This is a genomic window from Plantibacter sp. Leaf314, assembly GCF_001423185.1.
In the GTDB taxonomy this organism is placed as follows: Bacteria; Actinomycetota; Actinomycetes; order Actinomycetales; family Microbacteriaceae; genus Plantibacter.
In genome coordinates, this window is the sequence record NZ_LMOB01000001.1 from 220997 (window position 1) to 245119 (window position 24123).

Here is a 24123-nt window from a genome sequence, read left to right on the forward strand (position 1 = left end):
AGGAAGCCGAACGGGCGCCCTGAAGCTGGTTCAGGACGCCCGTTCGGACCATGCGGTGTCTGGCTGCTCTGGTGAGGAGGTGGTCAGACAGCCGTTGGTTAGAGGCGGTCCGCGACGTACTCGGTGAGGTCGACGAGGCGGTTGGAGTAACCCCACTCGTTGTCGTACCAGGAGGCGACCTTGACCTGCGTGCCGATGACCTTGGTGAGGCCGGCGTCGAAGATCGAGGAGTGCGGGTCGGTCACGATGTCGCTCGAGACGATCGGGTCCTCGGTGTACTTGAGGATGCCCTTGAGCGGACCCTCTGCGGCGGTCTTGTAGGCCGCGTTGATCTCCTCGACCGTGGCCGGGTTGGTCAGCTCGACCGTGAGGTCCGTGATGGAACCGGTCGGGACCGGAACGCGCAGAGCGTAGCCGTCGAGCTTGCCGACGAGCTCCGGGATGACGAGGCCGAGTGCCTTGGCTGCACCGGTCGACGTCGGGATGATGTTGACGGCCGCAGCGCGTGCACGACGGAGGTCGCTGTGCGGGCCGTCCTGCAGGTTCTGGTCGGCGGTGTAGGCGTGGACCGTGGTCATGAGGCCACGCTCGATGCCGAAGTTGTCGAGCAGCACCTTGGCGAGCGGCGCGAGGCAGTTCGTGGTGCAGGACGCGTTGGAGATGATGTCGTGCGTCGCGGCGTCGTAGGTGCCCTCGTTCACGCCGAGGACGATGGTCGCGACGTCGCTACCGGTGGCGGGAGCGGAGACGAGGACCTTCTTGGCGCCGGCGGTGATGTGCTTGCGCGCGTCGTCGGACTTCGTGAAGCGGCCGGTCGACTCGATGACGATGTCGACACCCAGCTCGCCCCAGGGGAGGTCGGCGGGGTCGCGCTCGGCGAGGACGATGATGGGCTTGCCGTTGACGATGATCTTGTCGCCGTCGAGCTCGACCGTGGCGTCCAGACGACCCGTGATGGAGTCGTACTTCAGGAGGTGGGCGAGCGCCTTGTTGTCGGTGAGGTCGTTGACTGCGACGATCTCGAGGTCGCTGCCCTTGGCGAGGGCGGCGCGGAAGAAGTTGCGGCCGATGCGGCCGAAGCCGTTGATGCCGATCTTGACGGACACAGATGACTCCTGATACTGAGGCGCCAGACGGCGCGATTGTACGGTCTGCTCGGAGTGAGCGCCTCCTCGACTGAGGAGGAAGTGGTCCGTCCCGGCCCCAGGGACCGGGACGGACCGGTCTACTACGACAGTACCAGCAGGCCGTTGGTCTGCTTGCGCGCGACCTCGAAGCGTGCCTGGACGTCTGCCCAGTTGACGATGTTCCAGAACGCCTTCACGTAGTCGGCGCGGACGTTCTTGTAGTCCAGGTAGTACGCGTGCTCCCACACGTCGAGCAGCAGCAGCGGGACGGTGCCGGCCGGGAAGTTGCCCTGCTGGTCGAAGAACTGCTGGATGTTGATGCGCTGACCGAGGGTGTCCCAGGTGAGCGCAGCCCAACCGGAGCCCTGGACGCCGAGCGCGGCCGCGGTGAAGTGGGCCTGGAACTTGTCGAAGCTGCCGAAGTACTCGTCGACCGCCGACTCGAGCTCACCCGTCGGCTTGTCGCCGCCGTCCGGGGAGAGGTTGTTCCACCAGATGGTGTGGTTGACGTGGCCGCCGAGGTTGAACGCGAGGTCCTTCTCCAGCTTGTTGACGTTCGTGAAGTCGTTGGCGTCGCGCGCCTCTTCGAGCTTCTCGAGGGCCGTGTTCGCACCGGCCACGTAGGTGGCGTGGTGCTTGTCGTGGTGGAGCTCCGTGATGGTCGCACTGATGTGCGGCTCGAGCGCGGTGTAGTCGTACGGCAATTCGGGCAGTGAGTAAACAGCCATGTTCTGTGTGATCTCCTCGTGTTGTCCCGTGCGCTGTCTGCACACGGCTCTGAGCGTCACGGCCCAGTCTAGCGAGCGGCAACCACGGCGAGACGGGGCTTGTTCCCAGGATGACGAACCGCGACGATACGTCGTCGGCGTCGAGCGACAGGCGGGATCAGTCCTCGTAGTCCGCCGGGAGGTTGGCGTCGGTGCCGGGGATGCCGAGATCGCTCGCGTGCTTGTCGGCCATGGCGAGCAGCCGACGGATGCGGCCCGCGATGGCGTCCTTGGTCATGGGCGGATCCGCGAAGTGCCCCAGCTCGTCCAGGCTGGCCTCGCGGTGGTCGAGGCGGAGCGCACCGGCGTACTGCAGGTGCTCGGGGACCTCGTCACCGAGGATCTCGAGCGCTCGCTCGACCCGCGCGCACGCGGCGACGGCGGCCTGTGCGGAACGACGGAGGTTGGCATCGTCGAAGTTGACCAGGCGGTTCGCGGTCGCGCGGACCTCCTTGCGTTGACGCATCTCCTCCCAGGACGTGACGGTGCCGGTGGCGCCCATGAGCGAGAGCATGCCGCTGATCGCGTCGCCCTCACGGATCACGACCCGGTGGATGCCACGGACCTCCCTGGCCTTCGCCGGGACGCCGATCCGACCCGCCGCGCCGACGAGGGCCATGGCCGACTCGTTCCCCGGGCACACGACGTCGAGCGAGGCGGAGCGGCCCGGATCCGTGAGCGAACCCGTCGCGAGGAACGCACCGCGCCAGACGGCGGAGAGCTCATCGCGCGAGCCGGTGGTCAGTCGGTTGGGGAGCCCACGCACCGCGCGACGGCGGGCGTCCAGGAGTCCTGTCTGGCGCGCCAGGGTCTCGCCCCCCTCGATGACCCGCACCACAAAGAGGGTCGGCTTACCGGAGCTGCCGGGGTTCTGCACGAGGATCTCGCTGCGGATCCCGTACAGTTCGCCGATGTCACGCCGCACGCGTTGCGCGAGGGTCGGGCTGTCGAGTTCCGCCTCGATGGCCACCCGTCCGGAGATCGTGTGCAGTCCGCCGGAGAAGCGGAGGAGCGAGGCGAGTTCGGCCGCACGGACCGAGTTGCGGGTCTCGCGGACGAGCGCCAGTTCGTTCTTGACGTCGGCGGTGAGGGCCACGGTGGTTCCTATCTGTCGTGATCGCGCCGTCGGAGTGCGGCGGCGATCCTGCATGTTCTCGATCCGGGGGCGTGGTGCACCCGGATCGCATGGGCTCGGACGCGGATGCGCCCGGCCCGATGGGCGTCATTCGCGCCCGAGGTCCCGATGCCGGACGTGCACGGCGACGCCGGACTGGCTGCGCAGCCGGTCGGCGAGTTCGAGCGCGACGGCGACCGAACGGTGCTTACCGCCGGTGCATCCGACGGCGATGGTGACGTGCCGCTTGTTCTCGCGTTGGTAGCCGGCCAGCACCGGCTCAAGGGCGTGCGCATAGCTCTCGAGGAACTCCGACGCACCCGGCTGGGAGAGGACGTACTCGCTGACCTCGGCGTCCTGGCCGCTCAACGCACGGAGCTCGGGAACCCAGAACGGGTTCGGGAGGAACCGCATGTCGGCGACGAGATCCGCGTCGGGCGGGAGCCCGTACTTGAAGCCGAAGCTCAACACGGTCACCTGCACGCCGGGCGTCTCCGCGCCGGCGAAGAGCTCGCGGGTGGTGGTGGCGAGTTGATGGATGTTGAGGTCGCTCGTGTCGATGATGACGTCGCTCGACTCCCGGATCTCGCTCAGGCGGTGCCGCTCGGCGACGATGCCGTCCAGGATCGTCCCCTCGCCCTGCAGCGGGTGCGGGCGGCGGACGGCTTCGAACCGGCGCACGAGTGCCGCATCGGTCGCCTCGAGGAAGATCATGCGGAGATGCGTGCCGCCTCGGAGCGCCGGGACGATCTCCTGCAGCTCGCTGAAGAAGTCGCGCCCGCGGACGTCCACGACCGCCGCGATCCGCGGCAGGCGAGAACCCGCGCGCTCGGCGAGGTCCACCAGAGGCCGGAGCATCTGTGGCGGCAGGTTGTCGACGACGTACCAGCCGAGATCTTCGAGAGCGTTCGCGACCGTGGAGCGGCCGGCGCCGGACATCCCGGTGACGATGAGCACTTCCTGCTGATGCTGCGGCTGGCCCGGGGTCATCGACACGCTTTCCTCGAAGGTTTGAAGTCCCAGCCTACCCATTCCTGGGGCCGGCCGAGGGCCCCGTGGAACCCGAGGCCAGGGCCTCGTACACGGTCGCCGCCAGTTTGCCGCCGATGCCCTTCACCTCCTCGATCTCCGCCGGTGTCGCGGTCTTCAGCCGTGCGACGGAGCCGAAGTGGCGCAGGAGCTCACGCACCTTCGCAGGGCCGAGCCCCGGGATCTCACCGAGGACGGTGGAGATGTCGCGCTTGCGCTTCTGGCGCTGGAAGCTGATGGCGAACCGGTGCGCCTCGTCGCGCACCCGCTGGAGGAGGAACAGCGACTCGCTCCCCCGCGGCAGGATCACCGGGTACGGGTCGTCCGGGAGCCAGATCTCCTCCAGTCGCTTCGCCAGCCCGCACAGGGTGATCCCGGTCAGACCCGACTCCTCGAGCGCGCGAGCGGCGGCCGCGACCTGCGGTTGCCCGCCGTCGACGATGAGCAACTGCGGCGGATAGGTGAACTTGCGCCGCTTGCGCTCCCCGGTCGTCTCGTCGACCGTCTCGACCGGTTCGCTCGACGTGAGGTGGGCGAGGCGACGCGACACGACCTGGTAGATCGAGTCGGTGTCGTCGGTGGACTCGGCGACACCGAAGCGACGGTATTCGTCCTTCCGGGAGAGTCCGTCCTCGAACACCACCATGGACGCGACGATGTTGGTACCGCTCAGGTGCGAGACGTCGAAGCACTCGATCCGCAGCGGCGCCTCGGTCATGCCGAGGGCGTCCCGGATGTCCTCGAGTGCCTGGGTCCTGGCCACGAAGTCGGAGCTGCGACGGGTCTTGTAGAGCATCAGGGCCTGTTTGGCGTTGACGACGGCGGTCTCCATGAGCGTCGCCTTCTCGCCACGCTGGGCGACCCGCACGGCGACCTTGGAACCGCGGCGCTCGGCGAGCCAATCCTCGAGGCTGGCAGCGTCGTCGGGCAACTCGGGAACGAGGACCTCGCGCGGGACATCGGGCCCGTTCGCGGCGGCGTACACCCGCTGGACGACGCTGTCGACGAGTTCCGCCGTCGACATGTCGAGTTCCTTGTCGACGGTCCAGGAACGGACACCGCGGATGCGTCCGCCGCGCACGATGAACTGCTGGACGGACGCCGCGAGCTCGTCGTGGTCGATGCCGAAGAGGTCGGCGTCGACGGCGTCGCGGAGCACCACGGCGCTCTTCGCGAGTACCTGGTCGAGCGCCTGGAGCTGATCCCGGTACACCGCTGCGGACTCGTAGTCCTGGCGCGCCGCCGCGGCCTTCATGTCGGCCGTGATCCGCGTCGTGAACCGGCGGTCGTTCCCCACCATGAACGAGACGAAGTCGTCGACGATGGCGCGGTGTTCCTGGATGGACACCTTCCCGGAGCATGGCCCGCCGCAGCGTCCGATCTGACCGGGGAAGCACGGCTTCCCCGACGCCATGGCGCGCTTGTAGGCCGAGTCCGAGCAGGTGCGGATCGGGAAGACCTTGATCATGAGGTCGACGGTGTCGTGGACGGCCCAGATCTTGGGGTACGGACCGAAGTACTTGGCTCCGGGGATCCGGGTGTTGCGGGTCACCATGACGCGCGGTGCCTCGTCGCCGAGGGTCACCGCGAGGTACGGGTACGACTTGTCGTCGCGGAATTTGACGTTGAAGGGCGGATCGTACTCCTTGATCCAGGTGTACTCCAACTGCAACGCCTCGACGTCGCTTCCGACCGTCGTCCAGGTCACGCCCGTCGCGGTCGTGACCATCCGCCGGGTGCGCTCGTGCAGCGTGTGCAGCGGTGCGAAGTAGTTGCTCAACCTCGCGCGGAGGTTCATCGCCTTGCCGACGTAGAGCACCCTCCCCGAGTCGTCACTGAAGCGGTAGACGCCGGGCAGAGTGGGGATCTCCCCTGCCTTCGGCCGGTACGCCAGGCCGCTCCCCCCGCGGGCAGCCGCCACGTCAGCCCGCCTTGCGGCTGCCGCCGGCCTCTGCCTCGAACAGTTCGTTCAGGAAGAAGCCCGTGTGGCTGCCGGGGACCGTCGCCAGGTGCTCAGGGGTGCCGGTGGCGAGGACCGTCCCGCCGCCGGCCCCGCCCTCGGGACCCATGTCGATGAGCCAGTCCGACGACTTGATGACGTCGAGGTTGTGCTCGATCACGATGACCGTGTTGCCCTTGTCGACCAGGCCGTTGAGCACGAGGAGCAGCTTCCGGACGTCCTCGAAGTGGAGGCCGGTCGTCGGCTCGTCCAGCACGTAGACGCTCCGGCCGTTGCTCCGGCGCTGCAACTCCGTCGCCAGCTTGACCCGCTGGGCCTCGCCACCCGACAGCGTCGTGGCGCTCTGACCGAGGCGGACGTAACCCAGTCCGACCTCGACGAGCGTCTTGAGGAAGCGGTGGATGGAGGAGATGGGCTCGAAGAACTCCGCCGCCTCGGCGATCGGCATGTCGAGCACCTCGGCGATGTTCTTGCCCTTGTAGTGGATGGTCAGGGTGTCGCGGTTGTACCGCGCTCCCCCGCACACTTCACAGGCGACGTAGACGTCGGGCAGGAAGTTCATCTCGATCTTGATCGTGCCGTCGCCCGAGCACGCCTCGCACCGGCCGCCCTTGACGTTGAAGCTGAACCGCCCGGCCAGGTACCCACGGACCTTCGCCTCCTGGGTCTCGGCGAAGAGGTTCCTGATCTTGTCGAACACGCCCGTGTAGGTGGCCGGGTTCGACCGCGGCGTGCGACCGATGGGGGCCTGGTCGACGTGGATGACCTTGTCGAGGTGCTCGAGACCCGTGACGCGGGTGTGCTTGCCGGGCAACTTACGTGCACCGTTCAACTTGTTCGCGAGGACGCGGTACAGGACGTCGTTGACGAGGGAGGACTTACCGGATCCGCTCACGCCGGTGACGGCCGTCAGGACACCGAGTGGGAAGTCGGCGCTGACCTTCTTCAGGTTGTTCGCCTGCGCTCCGATCACCTGGATCTGGCGCTTCGTGTCGATCGGCCGGCGCTTGGCCGGGATCTCGATGGCCTTCCGACCGGACAGGTAGTCGCCGGTCAGCGACTCGGTGTTCGCTTCGAGCGCCTCGTAGGAACCCGAGTGCACGACCTTGCCGCCGTTGACCCCGGCGCCCGGGCCGATGTCGACGATCCAGTCCGCGGTGCGGATGGTGTCCTCGTCGTGCTCGACGACGATCAGCGTGTTGCCGAGGTCCCGCAGGGCCACGAGGGTCTCGATGAGGCGGCGGTTGTCGCGCTGGTGCAGACCGATGCTCGGTTCGTCGAGGACGTAGAGGACACCGGTCAGGCCGGAACCGATCTGCGTCGCGAGGCGGATGCGCTGTGCCTCACCACCGGACAGCGAGCCCGCGGTGCGGGCGAGGTCGAGGTAGTTGAGACCGACCTGGATGAGGAAGTCGAGCCGCACCTTGATCTCGCGGAGGACCTGCGCGGCGATGTGGGCCTCGCGGTCGCTCAGTTCGAGACGGTCCATGAAGGCCCGGGCGTCAGACAGGCTCAGCTCGGCGACCTCGGCGATGCTGTGCTCGTGGATGAGGACCGACAGGACCTCGGGCTTCAGGCGGCGTCCGCCGCACACCTGGCACGGGACCTCTCGGAGGTACTCGGACCAGCGCACACGCTGGCTGTCGGTGTCGGCCTGCAGGTACTGGCGCTCGATGTACGGGATGACACCCTCGAAGCCCGACGAGTAGCTCATCTCGCGTCCGAAGCGGTTCTTCCACTTCACCTTGACCTTGAAGTTGTCGCCGCGGAGCACCGCCTCCTGGACGGATGCCGGCAGGTCGCGCCACGGGGTGTCGAGCGAGAAGTCGAGGTCGCGGGCGAGACCGTCGAGCAGCTTCTCGTAGTACTGGTACAGCCCCTTGCCCTGCGTGGTCCACGGGACGATGACGCCCTCGTTGATGCTGAGCTCCTCGTCGCCGAGGAGGAGTTCGGCGTCGACGGACATGCGCGTGCCGAGGCCGGAGCACTCGGGGCACGCACCGAACGGTGCGTTGAAGGAGAACGTCCGTGGCTCGATCTCGGTCAGCTGCAGCGGGTGGTTGTTCGGGCAGGACAGCTTCTCGGAGAACGTCCGCCATGCGTCGTCGCCCTCTTCGTCGACGAAGTTGATGGTGACGAGGCCGTCGGTGAGCTGGAGGGCGGTCTCGAGCGAGTCGGTGAGGCGACCGAGGATCTCGGGGCCGGCCACGAGGCGGTCGACGACGACGGCGATGTCGTGCTTGACCTGCTTCTTCAAGGTCGGGGGCTCGGCGAGCTGGATCGCTTCACCGTCGACGATCGCGCGGGCGAAGCCCTTCGCCGAGAGCTCCTTGAAGAGGTCGACGAACTCCCCCTTCTTCTGGCTGACCACCGGGGCGACGATCTGGTACCGGCGACGCTCTTCGAGCTCCATCAGCTGGTCGGCGATCTGCTGCACCGTCTGGCGCTGGATGACCTCGCCACAGACGGGGCAGTGCGGGACACCGATGCGCGCCCACAGCAGACGCATGTAGTCGTAGACCTCGGTGATCGTTCCGACGGTCGATCGCGGGTTGCGGTTGGTCGACTTCTGGTCGATGGAGACCGCGGGGCTCAGACCCTCGATGAAGTCGACGTCCGGGCGGTCGACCTGACCGAGGAACTGCCGTGCGTACGCCGACAGCGACTCGACGTACCGTCGCTGCCCTTCGGCGAAGATCGTGTCGAAGGCGAGGGAGGACTTCCCGGAGCCCGACAGGCCGGTGAAGACGACCAGCGAGTCGCGCGGGATCTCGAGGTCCACGTTCTGGAGGTTGTGCACGCGGGCACCGCGGACACTGAGCGTTGAGTGGTGATCTACCTTGGCAATTGACACCCTTCGAGTCTACGCAGCACCACCGACACCGGACTCCCGAGCGGTGTCTGTGGTACTGCGCTCTCAGCGAAGCCTCCGGCTAGATGTGTCCGGCCTTCGCCATCTGCCGCAATTCCTGCTTCAGTTCGGAGACCTCGTCGCGGAGCCGGCCGGCCAGCTCGAACTTGAGTTCCGCCGCGGCGGCGAGCATCTGCGCGTTGAGGTCGGCGATGATCGACTCGAGATCGTTCGCGCCCTCGGCGGCGATGCCCTCGCGTCTGAGGTTCGGCGTCGGGCTCTTCTTCTTGCCGTTGTCGCGTCCCGCCAGGAGTGCCGCGGTGTCGGCACCCTCGCGCGCGAGTGCCTCCGTGATGTCGGCGATCCGCTTGCGCAGTGGCTGCGGATCGATGCCGCGTTCCTCGTTGTACGCCACCTGCTTCTCACGGCGGCGATCGGTCTCCTCGATCGCGCGCTTCATCGAGTCGGTCAGGACGTCGGCGTACATGTGGACCTCGCCGGACACGTTGCGCGCGGCGCGACCGATGGTCTGGATGAGCGAGGTCGACGACCGCAGGAAGCCCTCCTTGTCGGCGTCGAGGATGGCCACGAGCGAGACCTCGGGGAGGTCGAGTCCCTCGCGCAGGAGGTTGATGCCGATGAGGACGTCGTAGACGCCCTGACGGAGTTCGCTCAGCAGCTCGACGCGCCGCAGCGTGTCGACGTCGGAGTGCAGATACCTGACGCGAACGCCCGCCTCGGTGAGGAAGTCGGTGAGCTCTTCGGCCATCTTCTTCGTGAGCGTGGTGACGAGGACGCGTTCGTCGCGCTCGGCGCGGACGCGGATCTCCTCGAGCAGATCGTCGATCTGGCCGTTGGACGGCTTGACGATGATGGCCGGGTCGACGAGACCGGTCGGGCGGATGATCTGCTCGACGATGCCGTCGGCGATGCCCATCTCGTACTTGCCGGGCGTGGCCGAGAGGTAGACCGTCTGGCCGACCCGGTTCTTGAACTCGTCCCAGCGGAGAGGCCGGTTGTCCATCGCGCTCGGGAGCCGGAACCCGTGCTCGACGAGCGTCCGCTTTCGCGAGGCGTCGCCCTCGAACATCGCGCCGATCTGTGGCACCGTGACGTGCGACTCGTCGATGACCGTGAGGAAGTCGTCGGGGAAGTAGTCGAGGAGGCAGTTCGGGGCCTCGCCGGCCGAGCGGCCGTCGATGTGGCGGGAGTAGTTCTCGATCCCCGAGCAGAACCCGATCTGCTGCATCATCTCGAGGTCGAAGGTCGTCCGCATCCGGAGCCGCTGGGCCTCCAGGAGCTTGCCCTCACGCTCCAGGGACTGCAACCGCTCGGCGAGCTCATCCTGGATGGTGCCGATCGCGCGCTGGATCGTCTGCGGGCTGGCCGCGTAGTGCGAGGCCGGGAAGACGGACACCGCGTCGAGCTTCTTGACGACATCGCCGGTCAGTGGATGCAGGGCGTAGAGCGCCTCGATCTCGTCGCCGAAGAACTCGATGCGGATAGCCAGCTCCTCGTAGACCGGGATGATCTCGATGGTGTCGCCGCGTACACGGAAGTTGCCGCGCGAGAAGTCGACGTCGTTGCGGTTGTACTGCATGCCGACGAACTTGCGGATGAGCCGGTCGCGCCCGATGTTCTGGCCGACCTGCAGGGCCGCCATCGCCTCCAGGTACTCCTCCGCTGCCCCGAGACCGTAGATGCACGAGACGGTCGAGACCACGATGACGTCTCGACGGCTGAGCAGCGAGTTCGTCGTCGAGTGGCGCAACCGCTCGACCTCGGCGTTGATCGACGAGTCCTTCTCGATGAAGGTGTCGGTCTGCGGGACGTAGGCCTCCGGCTGGTAGTAGTCGTAGTAGGAGACGAAGTACTCGACCGCGTTGTTCGGCATGAGTTCTCGGAACTCGTTCGCGAGCTGCGCTGCGAGTGTCTTGTTGTGCGCGAGGACGAGGGTAGGGCGTTGGACCGCCTCGATGAGCCACGCGGTGGTCGCCGACTTGCCGGTACCGGTCGCGCCGAGGAGCACGACGTCGGTCTCGCCGGCGTTGATACGCCCGGACAGCTGCTCGATGGCGGCGGGCTGGTCGCCGCTCGGCTCGTACTCGCTGATCACCTCGAAGGGGCGGACGGCGCGTGTTGGTTCCATACTCCGAGTCTACGGAGGACCACCGACAGCACTCCCCCGCTTCGCCCACAGCGGAGCGAGCGACCGGCTCAGACGTCGGCGTCGCGAGGAGCTTCGTCCGGCGCACCGTTCGACAGTGCACGGCGCCACACCGCGTCGACCTGGTCGACGGTGTGCGCGAGGGTGCCCGCCGTGTCGATCACGACGTCGGCGACGGCCGTGCGTTGCGCCTCTGTCGCCTGCGAGGCGATCCGACGTTCAGCCTCACCCCGGTCGAGCCCGCGCAGTTCGACCAGTCGATCGGCACGCACCGATTCAGGTGCCGAAGCGACGACCACCAGGTCGAACTCGTCGGCACGGCCGGTCTCCACGAGCAGGGGGACGTCGTAGACGACGATCGCCGCCGGATCGCTCGACGCCTCGGCGATCCTGGCCTGTGACCGACGCTTGACCTCGGGGTGGACGATCGCGTTGAGATCGGCTCTGGCCTGCTCGTCGGAGAAGACGATCGCGCCGAGAGCCGGACGGTCGAGCGTGCCGTCGGGACCGATCACGTCTGCACCGAACCGCGCCGCGATGGCCGCCAGCCCAGGAGTGCCTGGCTCGACGACCTCACGGGAGAGCACATCCGCGTCGATGACGACGGCTCCGTGCTCGGCGAGCCGGGTCGCGATGGTCGATTTGCCCGAGGCGATGCCGCCGGTGAGGCCGATGAGGTACATGCCTGCCAGCGTACCCGTGGTGCCATCGGGGTTCCGGGCGTGACGCCGCACACAACGCAGCAGGGGGCCGCCCGAAGGCGACCCCCTGCCGGACACCGACCGAAGTCGGTGCTGAGGTGACTAGTTGCTCGAGAGCTTCTCGCGGAGTGCCGCGAGGGACTCGTCGTCGGCGAGCGTTCCGCCACCGGCGGAGTCGCTCGAGAACGAGGAACCGGCCGACGAGGAAGCGGTCGACGAGGAGGCCTGGTTGGCCTCTTCGACGGCTGCAGCCGCAACCTGCTTCTTGTGCGCTTCCCAGCGAGCCTGGGCGGCAGCGTAGTCCTGCTCCCACTTCTCGCGCTCGGCGTCGAAGCCTTCCTTCCACTCCTGCGTCTCGGCGTCGAAGCCCTCGGGGTACTTGTAGTTCCCGAGCTCGTCGTACTCCGTGAGCATGCCGTAGAGGGCCGGGTCGAACTCGGTGCCCTCGGGGTCGACACCCTCGTTGGCCTGCTTGAGGCTCAGCGAGATGCGGCGACGCTCGAGGTCGATGTCGATGACCTTGACGAAGACCTCTTCGCCGACCGACACGACCTGCTCGGCGAGCTCGACGTGCTTGCCGGACAGCTCCGAGATGTGCACGAGGCCCTCGATGCCGTCTGCGACGCGGACGAACGCACCGAACGGAACCAGCTTGGTGACCTTACCCGGAGCAACCTGGCCGATGGCGTGGGTGCGGGCGAAGACCTGCCACGGGTCCTCCTGGGTCGCCTTGAGCGACAGCGAGACGCGCTCGCGGTCCAGGTCGACCTCGAGGATCTCGACGGTGACTTCCTGACCGACCTCGACGACCTCGCTGGCGTGCTCGATGTGCTTCCAGCTGAGCTCGGAGACGTGGACGAGACCGTCGACGCCGCCGAGGTCGACGAACGCGCCGAAGTTGACGATCGAGGAGACGACGCCCTTGCGGACCTGTCCCTTCTGGAGGTTGTTGAGGAAGGTGGTGCGGCTCTCGGACTGCGTCTGCTCGAGGAGCGCACGGCGCGACAGGACCACGTTGTTGCGGTTCTTGTCGAGCTCGAGGATCTTCGCCTCGATCTCCTGGCCGAGGTACGGCGTGAGATCGCGGACGCGGCGCAGCTCGATGAGCGAAGCCGGGAGGAAGCCACGGAGGCCGATGTCGACGATGAGGCCACCCTTGACGACCTCGATGACCGAACCGGTGACGACGCCGTCGGATTCCTTGATCTTCTCCACGTCGCCCCAAGCACGTTCGTACTGCGCGCGCTTCTTCGACAGGATCAGACGGCCTTCCTTGTCCTCCTTCTGGAGAACGAGAGCCTCGATCGTGTCGCCGACGTTGACGACCTCGGAGGGGTCGACGTCGTGCTTGATGGAGAGTTCACGCGAGGGGATGACGCCCTCGGTCTTGTAGCCGACGTCGAGGAGGACCTCGTCGCGGTCGATCTTCACCACGGTGCCCTCGATGAGGTCGCCGTCGTTGAAGAACTTCAGAGTCTTTTCGACCGCTGCGAGGAAGTCCTCAGCAGATCCGATGTCGTTGATTGCGACCTGCTTGGGGGCGGTCGTTGCGCTTGTCATGTAGTAATTGCTCCAGGTGGACAATGATTCAGGCCGCGGCTCGCGCACTGCTCCGGACCCGTGGATGACCACGGACGTTGATCGGGGCGATGCTGTTGTGTGAACCGATCCGAGGATCGGGATCGCTCTGCGAGACGGGCAGGCGGATAGGACGTCACAATTGTGACAGTCCAGTTTAGCGGGATCGAGGACCTGTGGGCAAGCCGCGTGCCGAGACGATCTCCCGGAGCGCCGGATCCAGGGTCGGGTGCTCGAAGCGGTAGCCCGCTTGCAGCAACCGTTCCGGGAGCGCCCAGCGACTCTTCAGGACGAGCTCGCTCTCCGTGCGGAGGAGGAACATCCCGATCTCCAGGAGCCAGCGGGGTGCGGGAAGGCCGATCGGCATCCCGAGCACGTGCCGCAGGGTCCGCATGAAGCCGCGGTTGTCCGTGGGGCTCGGCGAGGTCACGTTGACGGCGCCTGAGAGCTCCGGGTGGTCGCGGAGGAACCGGACGATGCCGATGACGTCGTCCAGGTGGATCCAACTGAACCGTTGCCGACCATGGGGCGTCGTGAACCGATGACCCGTTCCGGCGGCCCGACGCGATCGCGAACGGGGCCAGCGACCGTCGAGCTGCGGTCCCCCGAGGCCGAGGCGCGCCAACCACAGCAACGGTGTGAGCGCCCCTCCGTCGCCGAGGACGATGGCGATCCGGAGAGCGACCCGTCGTGTGGCCGGCAGATCGTCGGCGAACAGTGCCCGCTCCCATGCCGTGGCGACGTCTACGGAAAAGCCCGATCCGATCTCGCCGTCGACTTCCGTCATGGCGCGATCGTCCGCGTCACGGTAGATGGTCGCCGTCGACGCGTTGATCCACAGCGGAGGAGGCGAGGCCGCTTCGCGGACCGCTCGCGACAGCTCCGTCGTCGTGTCGACGCGTGACCGGAGGATCGCGGCACGGTTCGAAGCGGTGTACCGGCAGTTCACGCTCTTCCCCGCCAGGTTGACCAGGAGGTCCGCGCCGTCGACCAGTCGGGCGATGCCCGCTCGATCATCCCAACGGGCGTCGGCCGCACCGCGACCGATGACGGAGACCGTTGCGCCGTCGGCCCGGAAGGACTCGACCAGCCGACGCCCGATGAACCCGGACGCTCCGGCGACCACGATCCGCTCGGACGTCATTCGAGCATCGCCGACCGCAGGGTGTCGAGCCCGACGCCCCCGAGGTCGAGCGCCCGACGGTGGAAGTCCTTGATGTCGAAGGCGTCACCGGCTCGGCGGGCCGCGTCATCGCGGAGCTGCTCCCAGATGCGCTGCCCGATCTTGTAGGACGGCGCCTGCCCGGGCCAGCCGAGGTAGCGGTTCACCTCGAAGCGGACGAACTCCGGAGACATGTTCACGTTCCGGCCCATGAAGTCGAACGCGTACTCGGCGGTCCAGGTGCCGCTCCCGTCGGGGAGCCGCTTGCCGAGGTGCACGCCGATGTCGAGGACGACCCGAGCCGCACGCATCCGCTGACCGTCGAGCATGCCCAGGCGATCGGCCGGGTCGTCGAGGTACCCGAGCTGCTCCATCAACCGCTCCGCGTACAGCGCCCAACCCTCGGCGTGTCCGGAGGTGCCGGCGAGCTGCCGGCGCCAGAGGTTGAGGGTCTTGCGGTTGACCACCGCCTGCCCGATCTGCAGGTGGTGCCCGGGAACGCCCTCGTGGTAGACCGTCGTCAGCTCGCGCCAGGTGTCGAACTCGGTGACGCCGACGGGGACCGACCACCACATGCGGCCGGGACGGGAGAAGTCGTCGGTCGGGCCCGTGTAGTAGATCCCGCCCTCCTGTGTGGGAGCGATCATGCACTCGAGCGCGCGGATCTCCTGGGGGATGTCGAACTGGCTGCGGCCGAGCTCGTCGACCGCGCGATCGCTCGTCTCCTGCATCCAGCGCTGCAGCGCCTCCGTGCCGTGCAGTTTGCGCGCGGGATCCTGCTCGAGGAAGGCGACCGCCTCCTCCACCGAGGCTCCGGGGAGGATCTCGTTCGCGATCGACTCCTGCTCGGAGACCATGCGGGCCAGCTCCTCGATCCCCCACTCGTAGCTCTCGTCGAGATCGACCGTCGCTCCGAGGAACCGTCGGGACTGCAGGGCGTACAGCTCGCGGCCGATCGCGTCCTCCTCGGTCGCGGCGGGCATCAGTTCATGGGCGAGGAAGTCGGCGAGGCGGTTGTAGGCGACGGCGGCTGCACCGGCTCCGGTCGACAGCTCTCCGGCGAGCGACGCTGGGAGCTGGCCGTCCTCCGGACCGGCTTCCGCCGCGAAGCCGATGAAGAAGCCGTCGTCGGCGCCGGTGCGGAGCACCTGCTCGTAGACCTCCTTCACCTGGCGTCGTGCGGGGGTGATGCCCTTCGCGATCCCCTCGCGAAGCGTCTCGATGTATCCGTCGACCGCTTCGGGCAACGCACCCAGACGGGTGCTGATCGTGCTCCAGTCGTCCACGGTGGCCGTCGGCATGAGGTCGAAGACGTCGCGGAGCTCCTGCGACGGCGACGCGATCACGTTCAGATCCCGGTACTGCAGGCCGGCTTCGGAGGAGGCGAGGTCGAGTTCGAGCTCCGCGGTGAGGTCGGTCTGGGTGACGCGGTCGACGGCGTCGACGGGAGTGGCCGAGCGGAGGGCGCTCAGCGTGCGGGCCGCGGCCTCGACATAGGCCTCGTGCCCGGCCGGCGAGGTGTCGCTGTAGCGCCCGCCGACGTCGGTTCGGCCGATGTAGGTGCCGACCTCGGGCCGCAGCTGGACGAGCGTCTCCACCCAGCTTTCGGCGATGGCGTCGATCGGTGTGCTCTGGCGAGGTTCTTCGTGAGACATGCCGACGAGCCTAGTCCGCGCCCCGGGTGCGCGGCTCGTGGATCCGCCGGAGCGTCAGTGTGCGGCCGAGTCCCAATCGTGGCCGTGTCCGATCTGGACGTCGAGCGGCACCGACAGTTCGGCGGCACCCGCCATCTGCGTCCGGACGATCGCCTCGAGGGCGTCCCACTCCCCCTCGGCGACCTCGAAGATCAATTCGTCGTGCACCTGCAGCATCATCTGGGAGCGGAGCGACTGCGACCGGAGGTCCGACTCGATGCCGATCATGGCGCGCTTCATGATGTCCGCTGCGGAACCCTGGATCGGAGCGTTCAGCGCCTGCCGTTCGGCGTTCTCGCGCACGAGCCGGTTCGGGCTCGCGAGCTCGGGGAACAGCCGACGACGACCGAAGATGGTCTCGGTGTACCCGTCGAGCTTCGCCTGCTCGACGACGTTCCGCAGATAGTCGCGCACCGCGCCGAACCGCTCGAAGTAGTCGACCATCAGCTGCTTCGCCTCGGCGCTGGAGATCCGGAGCTGCTTCGAGAGGCCGAAGGCGCTGAGCCCGTAGGCGAGGCCGTACGACATGGCCTTCACCTTGTTGCGCATGGCGGGCGTGACGTCTTCCGCGGCCACGCTGAAGATGCGTGCACCCACGAAGCGGTGGAGGTCCTCGCCGGACTTGAACGCCTCGATGAGGCCGGCATCGCCGGAGAGGTGGGCCATGATCCGCATCTCGATCTGCGAGTAGTCGGCCGTGAGCAGGGTCTCGTACCCGGTCCCGGCCTGGAAGGCCGCGCGGATCCGTCGTCCCTCCTCGGTGCGCACCGGGATGTTCTGCAGGTTCGGGTCGGTCGAGGAGATCCGGCCCGTGCTCGTCCCGATCTGGACGTAGGTGGTGTGGATGCGACCGTCGTCGGTGATCGCTTTGTCGAGCGTCTCCACGATCTGACGGAGCTTCGTCGCGTCGCGGTGTTCGAGGAGCAGGCCGAGGAACGGATGCGGGCTCTTCTCCTGGAGGTCGGCGAGTGCACCGGCGTCGGTGGAGAACCCGGTCTTGTTGGCGCGGGTCTTGGGCATGGCCAGTTGGTCGAACAGCACCTCCTGGAGCTGCTTGGGTGAACCGAGGTTGACCTCGCGACCGATCTCGGCGTAGGCGTTGCTCGCCAGTTCCGCTGACCGGTTCCCGAGCTGCTCGGACAGACCGCTCAGGATGCCGTGGTCGACGGTCACCCCGGTGAGTTCCATGTGCGCCAGCACCTGCAGGACCGGCAGCTCCATGTCGAGCAGGACGCCGAGCGACCCCGGGTCGAGGGCGGCGCGGGTGGCCTCTGCGACGCGGAACGCGTACCAGGCCGTCCCCCCGACACCGACCGGGTCGGTCTCCGGGACCAGTTGGTTCGGGTCCGCCACAGGCATCGTCTCGTCGAGGTACCGTGCGGTGAGGTCGCCGAGGTTCTTGTCGCCGCCGCTCGGGCGGAGGAGCCAGCCGGCGACCGCCGTGTCGTACGCCAGCCCGTCGAGCTTGAGGCCGGCGCGTGTGACGGCCTTCACCTGCGGTTTCGCATCGTGCATGATCTTCGGGGCGTCGCTCGCGAGCCAGGCTTCGAGCGGCGCGTAATCGGCCTCACCGGGACGCCAGGCGAGAGACACGATCTCCGTGGGGGTGGCCAGACCAGCGGCGACCGGCAGGTCGCCGTCCAGGTCGAGGTGGAGTCCGATGCCGCCCGGGTGGGCTGCCACGGCGCGGGCGAGCCACGCCTCGAGTTCTTCGTCGAGCAGTTCCTTCCGTGGCGGCATCACCACGCCGGCCGCGTGCGATGCCGACACGTCGGTGTTCGCCTCGAGACCGTCGAGCTTCAGCACCCGGTCGAGGAGCGTGCGGAACTCCAGTCGACCGAACACGGCGGCCACGGCGTCGGCGTCGATCGGACGTCGCTCGAGGTCCTTCGGGCCGACCGGCAGTTCGACGTCGGTGAGGAGCCGGTTCAAGCGCCGGTTGCGGACGGCGTTCTCCTTGTGTTCGCGGAGGCTCTCCCCCACCTTGCCGGTGATCTCGTCCGCGCGTTCCAGGATCTGCTCCAGCGAGCCGAACTGGTTGAGCCATTTGACGGCCGTCTTCTCGCCCACCTTCGGGATGCCGGGGAGGTTGTCGCTCGTCTCGCCCACCAGCGCGGCGATCTCCGGGTACTGCTCGGGACGGATGCCGTAGCGCTCGAACACCTTGGCGCCGTCGTAGCGCGTCAGCGCCGAGACGCCCTGGCTGGACGGGTAGAGCAGCGTCACGTCGTCGGTCACCAACTGGATGGTGTCGCGGTCGCCCGAGACGACGAGGACGCGGAAGCCCTCCTCGCCACCCTGCTTGGCGAGGGTGGCGAGGATGTCGTCGGCCTCGTAGTCCTCTTTGCTGATCGTGGTGATGTTCATCGCCTTGAGCGCCTCCTCCAACAGCGGCACCTGACCCTTGAACTCGGGCGGGGTCTCGCCGCGCGTCCCCTTGTACTCGGGGTACTCACGGGTCCGGAACGAGCGGCGGGAGATGTCGAAGGCCACGGCGATATGGCTCGGGTTCTCGTTCTTCAGCAGGCTGATCAGCATGGAGATGAAGCCGTGAATGGCGTTCGTGTGCTGGCCGTCGCGGGTTTGGAAGCTGTCGACCGGCAGCGCGTAGAACGCCCGGAAGGCGAGCGAGTGGCCGTCGACGACGAGGAGGGTAGGCTTTTCTGATTCCGACACGCGCCCAGCCTACAAGCCGGTGCCGACACGGCTCAGGACCGATCCGAAGGTGGACATGACGAACGAGACCGACAAAGCCCTCGAGTTCCTGAGGACGAGAGGCAGCGGCGCACTCGCCGCCAAGATGGGGATCGAGTTCACGGAGTTCACGGTCCAACGGTCCGTCGCGACCATGCCGGTCGAGGGCAACACGCAACCCGCGATGCTGCTGCACGGAGGCGCCTACGTCGTCCTCGGTGAATCCCTCGGGTCGATGGCCGCCAACCTCTTCGCCGGCCCAGGCAAGCTCGCCGTCGGCATCGACATCAACGCCACGCACACCCGTTCGGCCACCGAGGGGATCGTGACCGGTGTCTGCACCCCCATCCACCTCGGGCGGTCGCTCACCGTCCACGAGATCGCGGTCAGCGACGAGCAGGGTCGACGCTGTTCGACGATCCGCATCACGAACCTCATCAAGGACGCACCGGGCACCTGACGCGCCACCCCGGACAACGCAGAGCGGCCCGCCCCCGACGGGACGGGCCGCTCTTGCGACGAGGTGGGAGAGGGCTACTTCTTGGCGCTCAGCTGCTCGATGATCGCCTGCGCCACATCGTGCATGGTGAGACGGCGGTCCATGGAGGCCTTCTGGATCCAGCGGAACGCCTCGGGCTCCGTAAGGCCCATCTTCTCATTGAGCAGGCCCTTCGCCCGGTCGACGAGCTTCCGGGTCTCGAAGCGCTCGACCATGTCGGCGACCTCGGCCTCGAGGGTGATGATCTGCTGGTACCGCGAGAGGGCGATCTCGATCGCGGGCAGGAGGTCGTTCGGGGTGAACGGCTTCACGACGTACGCCAGGGCACCGGCCTCGCTCGCCCGCTCGACCAGTTCCTTCTGGCTGAACGCGGTGAGGAGCACCACCGGTGCGATGTGCGCCTTGCCGATGCGCTCGGCGGCGGAGATGCCGTCGAGCTGGGGCATCTTCACATCCATGATCACGAGGTCCGGACGGAGCTCCGTCGCGAGCGCGACGGCGGTCTCGCCGTCGCCGGCCTCGCCGACGACCTCGAAACCGTTGTCGCGAAGGATCTCGACGATGTCGAGGCGGATGAGGGATTCGTCCTCAGCGACGACGACGCGCCGCGGGGCTACGGGAGGGGTCTCTTGCTCGGTCACCCTCAAATCCTACGGTACTCTGATGCAGGTTGCTGTTCGCCGTGCGGCGGACGCGCCGGTGTGGCGGAATGGCAGACGCGGAGCACTCAAAATGCTTTGTCGAAAGACGTGTGGGTTCGAGTCCCACCACCGGTACCAGGGAGCTCGCCTGACCGACCAGTGACGAGGCGGTCAAGCCCTTCGGGCGGGGTCGGCGGACGCCGTAGCGTAACGTCGAAGGCACGACGTGCAGGACGTCGTCCGACACGATGGGACCCGACACCATGACCGCAGAGCACACCGACCCGCGCCAGGACGTCCACGACGCCAGCACCGAAGACCGGCTCCAGGGCATCCTCGTGCAGGTCTCAGCAGACCGGTCCCTCACCCCCGACCTCGACGTCCGGGCAGCGCTGGCGGACCGGCTCAGCGACCAGGGCATCGACGTCGACGCCACCGAGCTCGACCGACTCGTCGGCTCACTCCCGGGTCAGCCCGGCGAAGCGCCCGGACCGTTCCTCACGGACGGCGCGACCCCGGCCGACGACGCGAACTGATCAGAAGCCGCGCTCGACGGCGGCGGCCGGACCGTCGGCGTCCGTCGTCAGCTCCGGCCCACCGACGGCATCGCCCGTCCACGTGTCGACCCGCCACCCGGTCGTCGTGTCTCCGTCGACGATGATGACGCCCGTGTTCGTGATGGGGTGTGTGCCGATGAAGTGTCCGTCGACGTTCGTCGAGCGGAGCCCGAGCCAGGACCGGAGCATCGCTCCGTGGCTCACGACCACGACACTCTCCAGTCCGGAGCCCTCGAGCTCCTCGATCACCGCGTCGAAGCGCGCGAACACCTCGTGGCCGTTCTCGCCGCCCGGCATCCGGGTGTCGAGGTCGCCCATCGCCCACGCCACGATGGTGTCGATGTAGACCTGCACGGCCTCGGGCGACCCGTGCATCTCGTTGTCGCCGGCGCTGATCTCCCGGAGTCCGTCGCGGACGATCACCGGAAGCCCGCTGACCTCGGCGACGGGTGCGGCGGTCTGTTGCGCCCGCACCGCGGTGGAGGCGTAGACCGCGTCGATCCGCTCGCCCACGAGCGCTTTGGGGAGGGCGGCCGCCTGCGTCTCGCCGAGTTCGGTGAGGACGGCCCCGGGGATCGCGGTGTCGAGCAGGCCGGCGACGTTGGACGAGGTCTGACCGTGTCTGATGAGGATGAGGCGCATACCTCCAGGGTAGGCGAGCGACCGGACGGTGGTCATCCCCCGGCGCGGAGTGTGCCGGGATCAGCTGCGAGCAATCCACTGCGGTGCGGTGCTCCTCAGGACCGCCGCCGGGAACGCGTGGTCGTCGAAGGCACTGAGCGCGGGGCGGGCCGTCGTCACCGCACCATGGGTGACCAGGCACCGCGCTCCGGGGAGGGCGGACGGGTGACGATCCTCGGCACGTGGGAGCCGTTGGAGCGCTGCACCGACGCGCGCGAGCGACACCGATGACCGGCCGGCCTCGCCGCCGTCGACGACCCTCACCACGTCGTCGACGATGGCCGCTGCCAGCAGGTATCCCGCGCTGTGGTCGAGTGCCTGAGCCGGCAGGGCGCCCGGAGCGCCATCCTCCCCTTCGACCACCGCGATGCCCGTGGCGGCCTGGACCAGGCTGTCGAAACCGCGTCGATCACCCCAAGGCCCCGTCGCGCCCCAAGCGTCGACGGAGCCGGTGACCAGACTGTCGCGACGTCGTAGCCCGAGGCCGTCGAGGGCGTGTGGTCGATACCCCGTCACCAGGATGTCGGCCTCGTCGCTCAGGCTCTGCAGCGTCGCGAGGCCGCGCGGTGTCGACGCGTCGAGGGCCGCCGTCCGCTTCCCCTGACCGCTGTCGGTGTACTGCCACGGGATCTCAGGGATCTGCGGCGGATCCACACGCAGGACGTCCGCGCCGAGGAGCGCGAGGGTCCTCGTGGACACGGGACCGGCGATCACCCGCGTCAGGTCGAGGACGCGGAGGCCGCGCAAGGGGTGCCGCCTCGTGGGCCGCAGCGACGAGGCGATCCTCGATCCGGCGGAGCCACCGTGGCGTCTGACGAGCGGTCCATCATCGACCGAGGCCTGCGGTGTGGACGACCATTCGACGGCGGTCCGGACGGCGACGAGGAGCGCGCCGACGCCGGCGGCCTCCGATTCCAGGTCGAGCGCCGAGTGGGAGGCGATCGCCGAGGCGAGCTCTGGGCGGGTGGCCTGGTCGTCGATCCCGAGCATGGCGGTCAAGCGGCGACGATGGTGGGGGTAGTTCGCGTGCGTGCGGACCCAGCCGTCTGCGGCGGCGAAGAAGCCGGACAGCGGCGCGAACGCGTCGACGGCTGCTCCGTCGATCCGCAACAGGCGGTCGCTCTGGTAGGCCGCGGCGATCCGCTCGAGGTCGAGCGACGCGTGCAGCGGCTCGAATCCGAGGGCGATACGGAGCCGGTCGGCGGCGTCCTCCACCGCGCCGACGGCGACCGCGGCGAGCTCCAGGACGGCGAATCGGGAGGCCAGGAGTCCCGCCGACCCGGTCGCCTCACGGTCGACCCCTCCCGGGTCCAGTCCCACGGCGCTGCGGAGAGCATCGTCGACGAGGACGGAACGGTTCATGGGCATCAGGCTAGACCCATGGCGCCCGGAATCGCGGCGTCATCGCACCCGGACGACGAAGGCCGTGGTCCCCGTACGGGAGGACCACGGCCTTCGGCAACCACATCCGACTAGAGGACGTCGCCCACCTTGTGGACGCGGATGTCGTTCGTCGTTCCGGGGATCCCGGGAGGGGAACCGGAGATGATGATGACGGGCTCGCCGACCGCGGCCTTGCCGGTGGCGACGAGGACCTCGTCGACCTGGGCGACCATCTGGTCGGTGTGCGTCACGCGCTCGACCACGAAGGACTCGACGCCCCAGTTCAGCGCCATGCGACGACGGATCGCCGGGTCGGGCGTGAACGCGAGGATCGGGATCCGGTTGCGCAGGCGAGCCATCCGGCGCACCGACTCCCCCGACTCCGTGAAGACGCAGAGGAACTTCGCCTCGACGAAGTCGGCGACCTCGACCGCCGCGAGGGTGATAGCACCGGCCTGCGTGCGCGGCTTCGTGCCGAGCGGCGGGACGCGGTCGAGACCGTGGATCTCGGTCGACTCGACGATGCGGGCCATGGTCTGGACCGTGATCACCGGATAGGCGCCGACGCTGGTCTCACCACTCAGCATGACCGCGTCCGCGCCGTCGAGCACCGCGTTGGCGACGTCGGAGGTCTCCGCGCGTGTCGGGATCGGGCTGGAGATCATCGACTCGAGCATCTGCGTCGCGACGATGACCGGCTTCGCCATGCGGCGGGCGAGTTCGACGGCGCGCTTCTGCACGATCGGGACGGCCTCGAGCGGAAGCTCGACACCCAGGTCGCCTCGGGCGACCATGATGGCGTCGAACGCCTCGACGATGCTCTCGAGGTTCTCGACGGCCTGCGGCTTCTCGATCTTCGCGATCACGGGGACCTTCCGGCCCTCCTCCGCCATGATCTCGTGGACGCGGTCGATGTCGGCTGCGTCACGCACGAAGGACAGGGCGATGAGGTCGGCGCCGAGACGCAGGCCCCAACGGAGGTCCGCTTCGTCCTTCTCGCTGAGCGCGGGGACGTTGACGGCGACACCCGGGAGGTTGATGCCCTTGTTGTTCGACACCGGACCGGCGACGATCACGCGCGTGGTCACGACGGTGTCGTCTGCTTCAACGACCTCGACCTTGACCTTGCCGTCGTCGATCAGCAGGAAGTCGCCCGGCTTGACGTCCTGGGGCAGGCCCTTGAAGGTCGTCGAGGAGATCTCCTTGGTGCCGAGGATGTCCTCGGTGGTGATCTTGAAGATGTCGCCGACGGCGAGGTCGTACGGGCCGCCCTCGAACTTGCCGAGGCGGATCTTCGGGCCCTGGAGGTCGACGAGGACGGCGACCGCACGGCCGGAGTCCTCTGTCGCCTTGCGGACGTTGGCGTAGATGGCCTCGTGCACGTCATAGCTGCCGTGGCTCAGGTTCATCCGGGTGACATCGACCCCCGCATCGATGATGGCCCGGATGTTCTCATAGCTGGAGACCGCAGGGCCCAGCGTTGCGACGATCTTGGCTCGTCTCATATGTGTGTGTTCT

General features: G+C 67.9%; 18 protein-coding genes and 1 tRNA gene. 3 read left to right on the forward strand and 16 right to left on the reverse strand.

What is annotated here, in order from left to right:
- Nucleotides 1-98: 98 nt before the first annotated feature.
- From gap to polA, 12 genes are all read right to left on the reverse strand, one after another.
- Entirely contained in the window at nucleotides 99-1106 is a 1008-nt protein-coding gene (gene gap / locus ASF68_RS01065; protein WP_056005669.1) for a type I glyceraldehyde-3-phosphate dehydrogenase, read from the reverse strand.
- A 122-nt stretch (nucleotides 1107-1228) separates the two neighbouring features.
- Nucleotides 1229-1855, reverse strand: a complete 627-nt coding sequence (locus ASF68_RS01070) for a superoxide dismutase (protein WP_056005672.1) — start codon at nucleotides 1853-1855, stop codon at nucleotides 1229-1231.
- Between the two features lie 157 nt (nucleotides 1856-2012).
- Entirely contained in the window at nucleotides 2013-2990 is a 978-nt protein-coding gene (whiA, locus tag ASF68_RS01075) for a DNA-binding protein WhiA (RefSeq protein WP_056005675.1), read from the reverse strand.
- A 126-nt stretch (nucleotides 2991-3116) separates the two neighbouring features.
- Nucleotides 3117-3998, reverse strand: coding sequence for an RNase adapter RapZ (rapZ, locus tag ASF68_RS01080; RefSeq protein ID WP_056005678.1), 882 nt, complete (start codon nucleotides 3996-3998; stop codon nucleotides 3117-3119).
- Between the two features lie 34 nt (nucleotides 3999-4032).
- Nucleotides 4033-5958: an excinuclease ABC subunit UvrC gene (uvrC, locus tag ASF68_RS01085; protein WP_056005680.1), complete on the reverse strand. Its 1926-nt coding sequence runs from the start codon at nucleotides 5956-5958 to the stop codon at nucleotides 4033-4035.
- Between the two features lies 1 nt (nucleotide 5959).
- Nucleotides 5960-8851: an excinuclease ABC subunit UvrA gene (gene uvrA, locus ASF68_RS01090; protein ID WP_056005682.1), complete on the reverse strand. Its 2892-nt coding sequence runs from the start codon at nucleotides 8849-8851 to the stop codon at nucleotides 5960-5962.
- A gap of 79 nt (nucleotides 8852-8930) precedes the next feature.
- The gene (gene uvrB / locus ASF68_RS01095) at nucleotides 8931-10997 is read right to left on the reverse strand and encodes an excinuclease ABC subunit UvrB (protein ID WP_056005685.1); all 2067 of its coding nucleotides are present in this window, start codon (nucleotides 10995-10997) and stop codon (nucleotides 8931-8933) included.
- A 68-nt stretch (nucleotides 10998-11065) separates the two neighbouring features.
- Nucleotides 11066-11698 carry a dephospho-CoA kinase gene (gene coaE / locus ASF68_RS01100; protein WP_056005688.1) on the reverse strand — a complete coding sequence of 211 codons (633 nt, stop codon included), beginning with the start codon at nucleotides 11696-11698 and terminating at the stop codon, nucleotides 11066-11068.
- 120 nt (nucleotides 11699-11818) lie between these two features.
- Complete coding sequence (rpsA, locus tag ASF68_RS01105; RefSeq protein ID WP_056005690.1) at nucleotides 11819-13276, reverse strand: 30S ribosomal protein S1; 1458 nt, start codon at nucleotides 13274-13276, stop codon at nucleotides 11819-11821.
- 175 nt (nucleotides 13277-13451) lie between these two features.
- The gene (locus tag ASF68_RS01110) at nucleotides 13452-14438 is read right to left on the reverse strand and encodes an epimerase (RefSeq protein ID WP_056005693.1); all 987 of its coding nucleotides are present in this window, start codon (nucleotides 14436-14438) and stop codon (nucleotides 13452-13454) included.
- Nucleotides 14435-16111 carry a DUF885 domain-containing protein gene (locus ASF68_RS01115; RefSeq protein WP_056005696.1) on the reverse strand — a complete coding sequence of 559 codons (1677 nt, stop codon included), beginning with the start codon at nucleotides 16109-16111 and terminating at the stop codon, nucleotides 14435-14437. Before ASF68_RS01115 ends, ASF68_RS01110 begins: the two co-directional genes overlap by 4 nt.
- 54 nt (nucleotides 16112-16165) lie before the next feature.
- Nucleotides 16166-18826 carry a DNA polymerase I gene (polA, locus tag ASF68_RS01120; RefSeq protein WP_056005699.1) on the reverse strand — a complete coding sequence of 887 codons (2661 nt, stop codon included), beginning with the start codon at nucleotides 18824-18826 and terminating at the stop codon, nucleotides 16166-16168.
- Nucleotides 18827-18881: 55 nt separating this feature from the next.
- Here polA and ASF68_RS01125 point away from each other — a divergent pair, with 55 nt between their 5' ends.
- The gene (locus ASF68_RS01125) at nucleotides 18882-19304 is read left to right on the forward strand and encodes a hotdog fold thioesterase (protein ID WP_056005702.1); all 423 of its coding nucleotides are present in this window, start codon (nucleotides 18882-18884) and stop codon (nucleotides 19302-19304) included.
- 74 nt (nucleotides 19305-19378) lie between these two features.
- On the opposite strand, the gene ASF68_RS01130 is transcribed toward ASF68_RS01125, so the two are convergent.
- Entirely contained in the window at nucleotides 19379-19984 is a 606-nt protein-coding gene (locus ASF68_RS01130; protein ID WP_056005705.1) for an ANTAR domain-containing response regulator, read from the reverse strand.
- A gap of 54 nt (nucleotides 19985-20038) precedes the next feature.
- On the opposite strand from ASF68_RS01130, the gene ASF68_RS01135 reads away from it, so the two are divergent.
- Together ASF68_RS01135 and ASF68_RS01140 are read left to right on the forward strand one after the other, a co-directional pair.
- Nucleotides 20039-20122: transfer RNA gene (locus ASF68_RS01135), tRNA-Leu, on the forward strand.
- A 125-nt stretch (nucleotides 20123-20247) separates the two neighbouring features.
- On the forward strand, nucleotides 20248-20520 hold the full coding sequence (locus ASF68_RS01140) for a hypothetical protein (RefSeq protein WP_157580132.1): 273 nt from the start codon (nucleotides 20248-20250) through the stop codon (nucleotides 20518-20520).
- Here ASF68_RS01140 and ASF68_RS01145 read toward each other — a convergent pair whose 3' ends face one another.
- From ASF68_RS01145 to pyk, 3 genes are all read right to left on the reverse strand, one after another.
- Entirely contained in the window at nucleotides 20521-21183 is a 663-nt protein-coding gene (locus ASF68_RS01145) for a histidine phosphatase family protein (RefSeq protein WP_056005712.1), read from the reverse strand.
- A 60-nt stretch (nucleotides 21184-21243) separates the two neighbouring features.
- Nucleotides 21244-22584, reverse strand: a complete 1341-nt coding sequence (locus ASF68_RS01150; RefSeq protein ID WP_082498624.1) for a CoA transferase — start codon at nucleotides 22582-22584, stop codon at nucleotides 21244-21246.
- 110 nt (nucleotides 22585-22694) lie between these two features.
- Nucleotides 22695-24110, reverse strand: coding sequence for a pyruvate kinase (gene pyk / locus ASF68_RS01155; protein ID WP_056005715.1), 1416 nt, complete (start codon nucleotides 24108-24110; stop codon nucleotides 22695-22697).
- Between the last annotated feature and the right edge of the window lie 13 nt (nucleotides 24111-24123).